The following is a 12695-nucleotide window of genomic DNA, read 5'->3' on the forward strand; positions in this document are numbered from 1 at the left end:
GCGGCGATACATCCAGCATCCGCGACCTTCTGCCACCTGTGCCCAGATTTTTTGGTTCAAGAATCGTGAATCTTTCGCTAACGTGAAGCCATGAGCACTCCCATCGACACCGGCGACATCGACGTCGCCACGCTCGGCCACCGCATCCGGCACTTCCGCACGCGGCGGGGCATGACCCTCGACGACCTGGGGGCCGCAGCGGGCGTCGCCGCCAGCCAGCTCTCGCTGATCGAGAACGGCAAGCGCGAGCCGCGCATTTCGCTGCTCAGCGCGCTGGCGAGCGCCCTCGGCGTGCAGCCGGCCGACCTGCTCTCGGCCGAGCCGCCGGATGAGCGCGCAGCCCTCGAGATCGAGCTCGCCCGCGCACAGCGCGGCCCGCTGTACGCGTCGCTCGGCCTCCCCACGGTGAAGCCGACGAAGGGCACGCCGACGGAGACGCTGCGCTCGCTGGTCGGGATGCACCGGGAGCTGAGCCGCCGGGCCAGCGAGGCGATCGCCACGCCCGAGGAGGCGCGCCGGGCCAACACCGAGCTGCGCGAGCGGATGCGCGGCGAGGACAACTACATCCCGGAGATCGAGGAGCTGGCCGAGCAGCAGGTGCGGGAGTCCGGTCACGTACGCGGGGCACTCACCCACCGCGAGGTCAGCGTGATGGCCGAGCGTCTCGGCTTCGAGCTCATCTACGTCAACGACCTGCCGCGGTCCGCCCGGTCGATCACCGACCTGGAGAACGGGCGCATCTACCTGCCGCCGGCGTCCATACCGGGCGGCCACGGCCTCCGCTCGATGGCCCTGCAGGCGATGGCGCACCGGCTGCTCGGGCACACGCGGCCCGCGTCGTACGCCGACTTCCTCCGGCAGCGGCTGGAGATCAACTATTTCGCGGCCTGCTGCCTGATGCCCCGGGAGGCCGCCGTCGGCTTCCTGCAGCAGGCCAAGAAGGACAAGGACCTCGCGGTCGAGGACTTCCGCGACGCCTTCGGGGTGACCCACGAGGCCGCGGCGCTGCGGCTCACGAACCTGGCGACGAGTCACCTGGACATGACCATGCACTTCCTCCGCGTCGGCGACGACGGCGCCCTCTACAAGGGGTACGAGAACGACGGGCTGCCCCTGCCGACAGATGTGACCGGCTCGATCGAGGGCCAGGTCGTGTGCCGAAAGTGGGGAGCGCGCACCGCGTTCACGCACACCAACCGCACCACGGAGCTGTACCAGTACACCGACACCCCGGCCGGGACGTACTGGTGCGCGACCCAGACCGGGACGACCGCCGAGGGCGGCTTCTCGATCACCGTCGGGGTGCCGTTCGACGAGGCGAAGTGGTTCCGCGGTCGCGAGACCACGGTGCGGGCGGAGTCGCGCTGCCCGGACGAGTCGTGCTGCAAGCGCGCGCCGGCGGACCTCTCCGGGCGCTGGGCGGGCAAGGCGTGGCCGAGCGCCCGGCTGCACGCGCACATCCTGTCGCCGCTGCCCTCCGGCTCGTTCCCGGGCGTCGACGACTCGGACGTGTACGCGTTCCTGGAGGCGCACTCCGGCGCCTGACGCGCGCGCATTCGTGACGAATGTCGCCTCTCCGCGCCCCTATCGCGACATTCGGCACGAATGTCCCGCGGGGCGTGGTGCGACATTCGGCACGAATGTCGGCCTCCCGCGCCCGTTTAGCGACATTCGGCACGAATGTCGCGGGGCGACCCCCGCGGCTACTTGGGCTGCATCCGGATCGCGCCGTCGAGGCGGATCGTCTCGCCGTTCAGCATCGGGTTCTCGACGATCGCGCGCACCAGTGCCGCGTACTCCGCCGGCCGCCCGAGCCGCGAGGGATGCGGCACCTGCGCGGCCAGCGAGTCCTGGGCCGCCTGAGGCAGTCCGGCCATCATCGGTGTCTCGAAGATGCCGGGCGCGATCGTCATCACGCGGATGAGGCTGCGCGCGAACTCCCTCGCGAGCGGCAGGGTCATCGCCGCGACCCCGCCCTTCGATGCCGAGTAGGCGGTCTGGCCGATCTGCCCGTCGAAGGCGGCGACGGACGCCGTGTTGACGATGACGCCGCGTTCCTCGCCGACGGGCCCGGTCTGCGCGATGGCCGCCGCCGCGAGCCGCACCACGTTGAACGTGCCCACCAGGTTGACCCGGATCACGCGCTCGAAGTGCTCCAGCGGCATCAGCCCGTCGCGCCCGATGACCTTCTCCGCCGTGGCGATGCCGGCGCAGTTGACGACCACCCGGAGCGGAGCGAGTCCGGAGGCCGTGTCGACGGCCGCCTGCACCTGCTCCTCGTCCGTCACATCCGCGGGCACGAACCGGGCTGTCGGCCCGAGGGCGATCGCCGCCTTCTCCCCCTCCGATCGCGGGAGGTCGAGGATGACGACGTGCGCGCCCGCCTCGGTGAGGGCGCGGGCGGTGGCGTTTCCGAGTCCGCTCGCCCCGCCGGTGACGAGAGCGGAGCATCCGTCGAGCTGCATGGTTCTCCTTCGTTTCGCGTGGATCCCCGGTCGTCCGGGGAGGTCGTCACTAACGGCCCGCCGGTCAGCGCAGCACTTCGATCAGGGTCGCATTCGCCGTGCCGCCGCCCTCGCACATCGTCTGCAGACCGTAGCGGCCGCCCCGCGCCTCCACCTCGTTGAGCAGGGTCGCCAGGAGACGCGTGCCCGACGAGCCCAGCGCGTGCCCGAGCGCGATGGCCCCGCCGCGCGGGTTCAGCTTGGACGCGTCGGCGCCGAACTCCTGCTGCCACAGCAGCGGGATGGGCGCGAACGCCTCGTTCACCTCGTAGGCGTCGATCTCGTCGAGCGGCACGCCACTGCGGTCGAGCAGTTTCCGCGTCGCGGGCAGGATGCCGGTCAGCATCAGCAGCGGGTCGCTCCCCGCGACTGCGAACGAGTGGAAGCGCGCGCGTGGGCGCAGGCCCAGCCGCTTCGCGGCGTCCGCGCTCATGATCAGCGCAGCCGACGCGCCGTCGGTGAGCGGCGACGAGTTGCCCGCGGTGATCCGCCACTCCAGCTGCGGGAACCGCTGGGCCAGCCGCTCCGAGCGGAAGACCGGCTGCAGTTGCGCGAGCTTCTCCGGGGTGGTGCCGGGCCGGATGGTCTCGTCGGCGATGACGCTGCCCGAGTCGGGCGTCGGGACGGCGACCAGCTCTCCGTCGTACGCACCATTCGCCGCCGACCAGGCCGCGCGGCCGTGCGACTCGGCCGCGTAGTCGTCCAACCGGGTGCGGCTGAACCCCCACCGGTCGGCGATGAGTTCGGCCGCGACCCCCTGGTTCACCAGCCCGGCCGGATACCGCCCAGCGAGCAGTTCGCCGCCGAGCCGGGCGCCCTGCGCGTTGGAGCCCATCGGCACGCGGCTCATCGACTCGACCCCGCAGGCGATGACGACGTCGTAGGCGCCGGCGATGACGCCCTGCGCGGCGAAGGCCGCCGCCTGCTGGCTGGACCCGCACTGCCGGTCGATCGTCACCGCCGGCACGGTCTCGGGGAAGCCCGCGCTGAGCACGGCCGTGCGGGTGATGTTGCCGGCCTGCTCGCCCGACTGGGTGACACATCCACCGATCACATCGTCGATCACCGCCGGGTCGATCCCGGTGCGCCCCGCCAGCTCGAGCAGCACACCGGCGAGGAGGTCGGCCGGGTGGATGTCGGACAGCTCACCGTCCGGCTTCCCCCGGCCCGACGGGGTGCGGACGACGTCGACGATGACCGCTTCTGCGCGCGCCACGTCAGGCTCCGAACGGGTTGGGCGTGAGCGTGTACTTGGTGTTGAGGTACTCGTGGATGCCCTCGAAGCCGCCCTCGCGCCCGAGCCCGGACTGCTTGACACCGCCGAACGGCGCCGCGGCGTTGGAGACCACGCCGACGTTCAGCCCCATCATCCCGGTCTCCAGCCGTTCGATCATCCGCTGGCCGCGCGCGAGGTCCTTCGTGAAGACGTACGAGACGAGTCCGTACTCGGTGTCGTTCGCGAGCCGCACCGCCTCGTCCTCGTCGGAGAACCGCACGATCGAGAGCACCGGTCCGAAGATCTCCTGCCGCAGGATCTCGCTGCCCGCGCGCACGTCCGTCACCACCGTCGGCTCGAAGAACGTCCCGGTGCCGTCGACGCGCGAGCCCCCGGTGAGCACCGACGCGCCGCGGGTGACCGCATCCTGGAGCAGCTCGGACGCCTTCTCGATCGCGTCCTCGTTGATGAGCGGCCCGATGGTGACGCCGTCCTCGGTCCCACGGCCGACCCGGAGTCCGTTCACGCGCTCGGTGACGCGCCGGGCGAACTCGTCGGCGACCGCCTCGTGCACGATGAACCGGTTGGCGGCGGTGCAGGCCTCGCCGATGTTGCGGAACTTGGCGAGCATCGCCCCGTCGACCGCCTTGTCGAGGTCGGCGTCGTCGAAGATCACGAACGGCGCGTTGCCGCCGAGCTCCATGGAGGTGCGGAGCACGTTCTCGGACGCCTGCTGCAGGAGCTTCCTGCCGACCTCGGTCGAGCCGGTGAACGACAGCTTGCGGAGGCGCGGGTCGGCGATGATCGGCGCCGAGACTTTGCCGGAGGTCGTCGTGGTGACGACGTTGAGCACGCCGCCCGGAAGGCCCGCATCCTCGAGCAGTTTGGCGAAGTAGAGGGTCGTGAGCGGCGTGAGCTCGGCCGGCTTGATGACGACCGTGCAGCCCGCGGCGAGCGCCGGCGCGATCTTGCGCGTCGCCATCGCGAGCGGGAAGTTCCACGGTGTGATGAGGAAGCACGGCCCGACCGGATGCTGCGACACGATCATGCGCCCGGTGCCTTCCGGGTTGGCGCCGTAGCGCCCCGTGATGCGCACCGCCTCCTCGGAGAACCAGCGCAGGAACTCGCCGCCGTAGGTGACCTCGCCGCCGGCCTCCGCGAGGGGCTTGCCCATCTCGAGAGTCATCAGCAGCGCGAACTCGTCGCGCCGCTCCTGCAGCAGGTCGAACGCGCGGCGGAGGATCTCGCCGCGCTGACGGGCCGGTGTGGCCGCCCAGTCGTCGGCGGCCGCGACCGCCGCATCCAGCGCACGGATGCCGTCCTCGGGCGACGCGTCCGCGATCTCGGCGATCCGGTCGCCGGTCGCCGGGTCGAAGACGGGGAACGTGCCTGCCGACCCGGGCGTCCACTCGCCGCCGATGTACAGTCCGTCCGGCACGCGCTCCAGCAGAGCCTTCTCATCCATCAGTCGTGTCCCTCCTCGTTCGTGCGGTCGTCGTCCGGTGCCACGGCCGCCTGCACGAGCGGCACGGTCCGGTGATCGATCATGGTGGTCAGCGCGATCACGGTGGTGGTGCGCGCCACCGCGCGGTCGCCGCCGATGCGGTCGATCACGCGCTGCAGGTCGGTGTTGGACCGCGCGGCCACCCGCACCATCAGGTCGCCGGGCCCGGTGACGCGGTGCACCTCCAGGATCTCGGGGATCTCGCGCAGGTGCTCGACGATGCCCGCATCCCGGCCCTCCTCCCCCGGCGCGAGCTCGACGGTCACGAACCCGGTCACCGGGAACCCGAGCCGCTCGGTGTCGACGGTGGGCGCGAAGTCGCGCACCACCCCCGACCGCTGCAGCCGGTCCAGCCGGGCCTGCACGGTCCCGCGCGCGACCCCCAGCCGCCGCGACGCCTCGAACACGCCCAGCCGCGGCTCCGCGGCCAGCAGCGCGATCAGCTCGGCGTCGAGCTTGTCGACCATGCGGCCCTCCTTCGGTCCTCGCACATCGTACGACGCACGGTACGCGCGAAGCGCACGGTGACCGAAGCTCTCAGGAACGGGCGGGCAGGGTGTGCGGGGAGCACCGGCTTGCAGCGAGATCGAAAGATAAGCGCCCACCACAGAGGCTCCGGCGCATCCCAACAATGCTGTCGCCGCGCAGACCGTCAGCCGCAAGCAGAGCTGGGCGCAGGTGGCCGCACGGCCGTGGTGGGTGCCCTTTCGTCGCCGGTCAGGCGATCGACAGCGTCGTACGCGTACGACCCGGCAGACTGCTTCGCGAACAGCAGGGCTTCGGAACCGCAGCACCATCGGCGCTCAGCTTCACAAGATCGCCTGACCCGTAGCGCTATATGCCAGCGTCAGCCAGAAGGCGATCTCGCTACATGTGAAAAAGGCACAAAGCGCGACGCCCGCCGCTGGCGTCTTACCGTTTTTGGCGCGCAAGATCAGAGCGACTGCTCCTGAGGCGAGGCCAATCAACGCCGCGTGTCCGCGCCTGAGGACGGATGCCGACCAGCGATCCCCGGATCAACCGAAGATGATCAGAAGGACACCGCCGACTATGGCGACTACAGCCAGGACAATCACGATCTTCTTGGGAATTACGACGGGGGTCTTTCCGGCCTCCTCGCGCCGTCTGGCGAGATTGGCGTCCTGGCGCCGCACCCATGGGAGCAATGCGACTGCTATTGCCGCGAACACCACTATCAAGATGCCAAGCCAATTCGGCATTTCTCTCCAAAGTCATTGCGATCACGAATGCTGCGACCAAACCCGCGTACGGGCTCATCTGAGCCACGCGTAAATGATTTTCAGGATGTCGTAGACGCTCTTCGATTTGTCGAGGAATCAAGGAGGGCCGGCGTTCCCAGTCACCACCGCCAACACGACGATCGCAATTGCTGCGGCGAGGGCGACTCCGCCAGCACCAAATGAGGTAGAAGAGCCCGAATCCCTTTCGACCGGTCACGACCGCACCATTACGAAGGAGCACCGAACGCCAGGTCACCATATGTGGGCCCTTCTTTTCTGCCATGCGCATCCGAACTCGAGCGTCGTCACGCATTTGCAGCAAACGGTGACTGGGTTGTGGCGTGGTCCAACCGCCGAACTCGAGCAGCGTGTACCGACGAGTAGCGCCGTCGATCTCTAGCACGAGGGATCCCGACGCCGTGAACCTTGCCTCTGCCGCTCTCACCGACACACTGAATATGACAGCAGAGTCTGATCTCAAAGACAGAACGCCGTTCTCCAGTAGCAGCAAGCAATTCTGCCAGTTGGCGCCTACGGCCCACCCATGCTTCAGCAAGACGATGGAGGCGTAGTCCGTTACTTCCTGCATGTCGCGGGTTCCATCGCGCAGCCGACCCCGGTGATGAAGTTGAAGAGGTCGCCTGAGTTACCCAAGGCACTGATACCCCCATCGAAGGCCTTCAAGAGTATCGGCACGAGACCCCCGAGAGCATTCTTGATCGCGATAGCTAGCCCGGCCCCTAATCCAAGCCCATTGACTGCGGCGCCAATGATGTTGGAGCGGAGAAGACGTGGCACATCATGGAAGACGTACCGACGCGCAATCGATGACGCGATATCCCAGATTCTGTTCCGACCCGCTCCGGAGCTACGACGCCAGGAACGGCACCGCCGCCTGCTTGAACCCGCGCGCGCTCAGCGTCGTGACGTGGTTGCGCTTCGGCAGCACCACGAGCTCCGCACCCAGCAGCCGCGCGGCCTCGTCCGCGCCCTCGGTCACCGGATCCGCTTCCCCCACCACCAGCAGGGTCGGCACCGGGCTCGCGAGCGGGAGCGGGTGCGTCGCCATTCCGGCGGCGCATGCGGCGAGGGCCTCGCGGTCGACGCCGGGCGCCTGGCGGAGCGACGCCAGCAGCGGGGCCAGCGGGCTGGTCGGGTCGAGGGTGTCGACGCCGTCGCGCAGTGCCGCCTGCACGGCGGAGACGCCCCAGCGGCCGAACTGCTCGACCGTCCCCACTCCCCCGACCACGAGCCGGCGCACCCGGTGCGGGGCGAGACCGGCCAGCGCGAGCGCGACCCAGCTGCCCATCGAGTAGCCGATCGCATCCACCTGCTCGACCTCCTGCTCGTCGAGCACCGCGAGGAGGTCCTGGGCGAGCAGCTGCGGCGAGTAGGCCGCGGGGTCGTGCGGAGCGTCGCTGCCGCCGTGCCCGCGCAGGTCGGGCACGAGCGCCCCGCGCCCCGCCTCGGCGAGCGCGGCCACCCATCCCGTCGCCTCCCAGGTGAGGGAGCCGGTGGTGGCGAAGCCGTGCACGAGCAGCACCGGGTCGGGGCCCGGGTGACGGTCGACGTGGATGTGCGTCATGACGCCACTCTGCCATGCCGGCCGCCGCCGACCGGCGCCACTACGGCGACACCTCCGCTCGCGCCTCGTGCGTCCGGTTCTTCCACAGCTTCGACGGCCACCAGATCCCTCGGCCGATGTCATAGGAGGCAGCAGGCACCAGCAGCGTCCGGACGATCACGGTGTCGAGGAGCACGCCGAACGCGACGATGAAGGCGATCTGCACCAGGAACAGGATCGGGATGACGGCGAGCGCCGCGAAGGTCGCCGCCAGCACGACACCGGCCGACGTGATCACGCTGCCGGTGAGGCCGAGCCCGCGCAGGATGCCGGGTCGCGTCCCGATGCGCAGCGACTCCTCCCGCACCCGGGTCATCAGGAAGATGTTGTAGTCCACACCCAGCGCGACCAGGAACACGAACCCGAACAACGGCACGGTCGCGTCGGCCCCCGGGAAGCCGAACACGTGGTTGAAGACGAGCGCGGACACTCCGAGCGCCGCCGCGTACGACAGCACGACGCTCGCGATCAGCAGCACGGGCGCGAGGATGGACCGCAGCAGCAGCATGAGGATCACCAGGATGACCGCGAGCACGATCGGGATGATCTTCGCCAGGTCGCTCTGCGCCGTCTCGTTCGTGTCGAGCGCGATCGCGGTCACACCTCCGACCAGCACCGTGCCGTCCGTCGACAGAGAGCTGCGGAGGTCCGTGACGACGGCCTCCGCCTTCGCCGAGTCGGGCTCGGAGGCGAGGGTCGCCTGGATGAGCACGTGCCCGTCCTTCACCAGCGGCGGCGCGGTCGCACCCGGCTGTGGCCGGCCGCCGCCGGTGTAGAAGGCTGCCGACGCGATGCCGTCCGTCTTCGTCGTGGCCGCGAGCACCGCATCCCCCTGTGATTCCGGAGCGACGATCAGGACCGGCGACCCGGAACCCGCGTCGAAGTGCTCGGCGACGACCGCCTGCCCGTCCACGGCGTCCGACTGCGACAGGATGAGGTCCGTCTGCTGCACGCCGTTCGCCTTCAGCTGCGTAAGCCCCAGCGCGCACGCCCCCAGCAGGACGAGCGTGACGATCCACGTGACCCGGGGGCGGCGGGCGATCAGGCCGCCGATCCGTCGCCAGAGCCCGTGCACGCCTTCGAGCCCCGCGAGCGTCGCGCCGGTCTCCCTCGGGTGCTTCTTGTCCCCGACGACCGGGCGGAACGGCCAGAACGCCGCGCGCCCGAAGATTCCCAGGAGAGCGGGAAGCAGGGTCAGCGCGGAGAGCAGCGAGAACACGATGCCGATCGCGGCGATCGGTCCGAGACTCCTGTTCGAGTTGAGGTCCGAGAACAGCAGGCAGAGCAGGGCGAGGATGACCGTCGCCCCGGAGGCCACGATCGGTTCGAGCGCAGCCTTCCATGCGCGCAGGATGGCGACCCAGCGCGATTCCTCCTGCTCCAACGCCTCGCGGTACCGGGCGACGAGCAGCAGCGAGTAGTCGGTCGCGGCGCCGATGACGAGGATCGAGAGGATGCCCTGGCTCTGCCCCGACAGCTTGATCCAGCCCCACAGTGCGAACAGGTAGACGATCAGGATCGCGGCGCAGAGCGCGAAGATCGACGTGAACAGCACGAGGAACGGCAGGAGCAGCGCGCGGTAGACGAGCAGCAGGATGACGAAGACCGCGGCCACGGCGACGAGGAGCAGGATGCCGTCGATCCCGCCGAAGGCGCTGACCAGGTCGGCGGTGAGCCCGGCCGGCCCGGTCACCCAGGCCCGCGATCCCTCGGGGATGGTCTGGTCCACCACCGAGCGGAGGTCCGCGACGACCGCCTTCACCTCATTCGAGTCGGACACCGGGACGATGTACTCGACCGCGCGGCCGTCCTCCGAGGGGATGGGACCGGCCACGCTGGTGGTCGCGCCCTCCGCCGGCGCCTGTACGCCCTCCACGTCGCCCAGCTTGGCGCCGAGGTCGGCGTAGGTCGTGGCGAGCTCGCTCGTCGGGATCGCGGTCTCGGACTCCACCACCACGATGGCCGGGATCGAGCCCGAGTCGGTGAAGCGCTTCTGCCAGTCCTGGACCTCGGTCGACTCCGCGCTCGCGGGCAGGAAGGCCGCCTGGTCGTTGTTGGAGACGCTCGAGAGCTTGCCGAAGGTCGGGCCGCCGACGCCGGCGAGCACGAGCCAGACGAGGACGAGTGCGGCGGGCACCAGGATGCGAAGCCATCGGGCCGGCGGGCGGACCGCCTTCTGCGTGCCCGCGGCGCCACTCGACACTTCGCCTCCTGATTACTAGATGAGCTAGCAATGAGCATAGCGTGAGCGACGGGGCGCGTCCACGCCACCCGCGGGCGCTGCGCGCGCCGTTCTAGTCCACGAGCTCGGCACCGGCCGCAGCCAGCTCCGCGAGTGCGGCCTCGGAAGTCTCCGGCGAGACGCCCGCGACGAGCCGCCGGAGCACGCGAACGCGCCGGCCGTCGGCCAGCGCATCCAGGGCGGACGCCCGCACGCAGTAGTCGGTCGCGATGCCCGCGACATCCACCTCGGCGATGCCGTGCCGGTCGAGCACCTGCTGCACCGTTTCGCCCGAACCGGTGCGACCCTCGAACAGCGAGTAGGCCGGCACGCCCTGACCCTTGTGGACGTGGTGGGTGACCCGCGACGTGTCGAACGCCGGGTGGTACTCCGCACCGTCGCTGCCGGCGACGCAATGCACCGGCCAGCTGTTCTGGAAGTCGGGCTCGCCGCCCGCCGCGAAGTGGCCGCCGTTGTCGTTGTCGCCGTCGTGCCAGTCACGGCTCGCCACGACCACGTCGTACTCGTCCGCGTGGGCAGCGAGGTAGTCGGTGATGCCCTGCGCCACGGCGGCGCCTCCCGTGACCCCGAGCGCGCCTCCCTCGGTGAAGTCGTTCTGCACATCCACGACGAAGAGCGCCCTGCCCATGTTGTCCTTCCGATCGCTATGAGGCCGGCGGTCCGGCTCAGCCGTTGGAGAGATTGTCCCCGCACTTGTAGAACCCGGCGACGAGACTGTCGATCGCCTGCTTGGCGTTGTCGCCGACGTTCCCCAGGGCGAACACGGCGAACGTCAGCGGTGTTCCGTCCGCGGCGTTCACGATCCCGGCGAGCGTGTATCCGTGGTCGATCCACCCGGTCTTGGCGAACACGGATCCCCGTGCGACGCTGCTCGACCCGGTGAAACGGTTGTAGCCCGGCCCGAGCGTCCCCGACTTCCCGGCGACCGGCAGGCCGTCGTAGACGACGCCGAGACCGTTCTGGCGGTTCAGCACCTTGATGAAGAGCTGGGTGAGGTACGAGGGCGGAACCGCGTTGTCGGCGCTGAGCCCGGAACCGTCGGCGATGTGGATGCCCGAGGTGTCGATCCCATAGCCCTTCAGGCCCGCGAGCACGCCGGCGTTCAGGGCGTCGAACGTGTTGCCCGCGCCGTTCTTGATCGCGACGAGGCGCGCCAGCTCCTCCATGATCGTGTTGTCGGAGACGCGCATCGCCTGGTCGATGAGAGTGGTCACCGGCTGCGACTGCACCATGCCCAGCTGGCGGGCGCCGGCCGGGGCGACACCCTGGCTGACTCCCACACTGGTGCCGAGGTACTGCTGGAAGTACTGCACCGCGCGCGACACCGGATCGGTGCTCCGCGGCGATTCGACCGCCGTCGGGTCGTCGCGGTCGCCGTCGACCATCAGCGCCGTCATGTACGGGGTGGAGCCCTCGACGACGCGCTCCTCGCGCTCGTCCCAGCTCGGCTGCCAGAACGGGGCGCCGAACAGCGTCGCATCCACCACGATCGACGTGATCGGCTGGCCGCCCATCGCCTGCTTCACCTGGTTGGCGAGGTCCTGGATCTTCGGGGCACCGGTGTAGAACGACGCCTGGCCGTCCGGCAGGCGCGACAGGGTCACGTCGCCGCCCCCGACGATCACGATCTGGCCCGGCGTGCTGCCGGCGACGACCGTCGTGGGGACGCGGTAGTCCGGGCCCAGGGTCGCCAGCGCCGCCGCCGACGTGAGCGTCTTCAGCACCGAGGCGGTCGGCCCCGGCTTCACACCGTTGCGGTCGAAGAGGGTCTGCCCGGTCTTCGCGTTGACGACCTGCGCCTCCAGGGTGCCCAGGCGGCCGTCCGCGGCGAGCCCGGCCACCGAGCAGGTGCGCACGCGCGTCGCCGCGGCCTGGTTGGCGGGGACGGGCCGCGCAGGATCGGCGGTCGGCGTCGGGGTCGGGGTCGCCGACGCCGTGCGCGTGGGCGTCGGCGTCCCGGTCGGTGCGACGCCGACGGCAGCGGCCGGTGCGCCGACCGTGGCGCCCAGCGCGACGCTGCCGGTGCCCAGCAGGATGAACGCGGCGGCTCCCGCCGCGGCGATCCAGGTCTTCGGGTGCTTGCGGATGGCCGTCATCACGCCCGCCCCGAATCCGGCGACGCCGCCGGGCCGGGGGGCGGCTCGGCGACCCGATCCGGTGGTCGTCGGGGGCTCCGGCGCGACCGCCGGGTCGGGGGTCGCTGCGGGAGGGATCGGCGTGGTGGACGGGTCGGGCCCGACGTCCGGCTGGTCCGATTCGTGCATCCGGGTATGTTACCCGGGCTTTCTGAATGCTGCTACGAGCGCTTCTTTCGTGTGCAGGCCATTCCGCTTGTGGACGGCCCCTCGCCGCTCGTGCCGCTCG

9 protein-coding genes are annotated in these 12695 nt (G+C 70.2%); 1 reads left to right on the plus strand and 8 read right to left on the minus strand.

What is annotated here, in order from left to right; genetic code table 11:
- The first annotated feature begins 90 nt into the window (after positions 1 to 90).
- The gene (locus tag ACR9Y5_RS14665; protein WP_481298631.1) at positions 91 to 1545 is read left to right on the plus strand and encodes a helix-turn-helix domain-containing protein; all 1455 of its coding nucleotides are present in this window, start codon (positions 91 to 93) and stop codon (positions 1543 to 1545) included.
- A gap of 158 nt (positions 1546 to 1703) precedes the next feature.
- Here ACR9Y5_RS14665 and ACR9Y5_RS14670 read toward each other — a convergent pair whose 3' ends face one another.
- The 8 genes from ACR9Y5_RS14670 to ACR9Y5_RS14705 all read right to left on the minus strand — a co-directional run bounded on the left by ACR9Y5_RS14670 (position 1704) and on the right by ACR9Y5_RS14705 (position 12595).
- Entirely contained in the window at positions 1704 to 2465 is a 762-nt protein-coding gene (locus ACR9Y5_RS14670; RefSeq protein ID WP_481298632.1) for a 3-hydroxyacyl-CoA dehydrogenase, read from the minus strand.
- A 64-nt stretch (positions 2466 to 2529) separates the two neighbouring features.
- Positions 2530 to 3720 carry a thiolase family protein gene (locus ACR9Y5_RS14675; protein ID WP_481298633.1) on the minus strand — a complete coding sequence of 397 codons (1191 nt, stop codon included), beginning with the start codon at positions 3718 to 3720 and terminating at the stop codon, positions 2530 to 2532.
- 1 nt (position 3721) lies between these two features.
- Positions 3722 to 5185 (minus strand): NAD-dependent succinate-semialdehyde dehydrogenase, encoded by a 1464-nt coding sequence (locus tag ACR9Y5_RS14680; RefSeq protein ID WP_481298634.1) that lies wholly within the window; start codon positions 5183 to 5185, stop codon positions 3722 to 3724.
- Positions 5185 to 5691, minus strand: coding sequence for an Lrp/AsnC family transcriptional regulator (locus ACR9Y5_RS14685; protein WP_481298635.1), 507 nt, complete (start codon positions 5689 to 5691; stop codon positions 5185 to 5187). The genes ACR9Y5_RS14680 and ACR9Y5_RS14685 overlap by 1 nt, the downstream gene beginning before the upstream one ends.
- Before the next feature lie 1642 nt (positions 5692 to 7333).
- Positions 7334 to 8050: an alpha/beta fold hydrolase gene (locus ACR9Y5_RS14690; protein ID WP_481298636.1), complete on the minus strand. Its 717-nt coding sequence runs from the start codon at positions 8048 to 8050 to the stop codon at positions 7334 to 7336.
- A gap of 40 nt (positions 8051 to 8090) precedes the next feature.
- Positions 8091 to 10292, minus strand: coding sequence for an MMPL family transporter (locus ACR9Y5_RS14695; protein ID WP_481298637.1), 2202 nt, complete (start codon positions 10290 to 10292; stop codon positions 8091 to 8093).
- Between the two features lie 91 nt (positions 10293 to 10383).
- Entirely contained in the window at positions 10384 to 10959 is a 576-nt protein-coding gene (locus ACR9Y5_RS14700; protein WP_481298638.1) for an isochorismatase family protein, read from the minus strand.
- Between the two features lie 37 nt (positions 10960 to 10996).
- Positions 10997 to 12595, minus strand: a complete 1599-nt coding sequence (locus tag ACR9Y5_RS14705) for a D-alanyl-D-alanine carboxypeptidase/D-alanyl-D-alanine-endopeptidase (protein ID WP_481298639.1) — start codon at positions 12593 to 12595, stop codon at positions 10997 to 10999.
- Between the last annotated feature and the right edge of the window lie 100 nt (positions 12596 to 12695).

It is taken from the genome of Leifsonia sp. KNZ13-11D, from assembly GCF_056754895.1.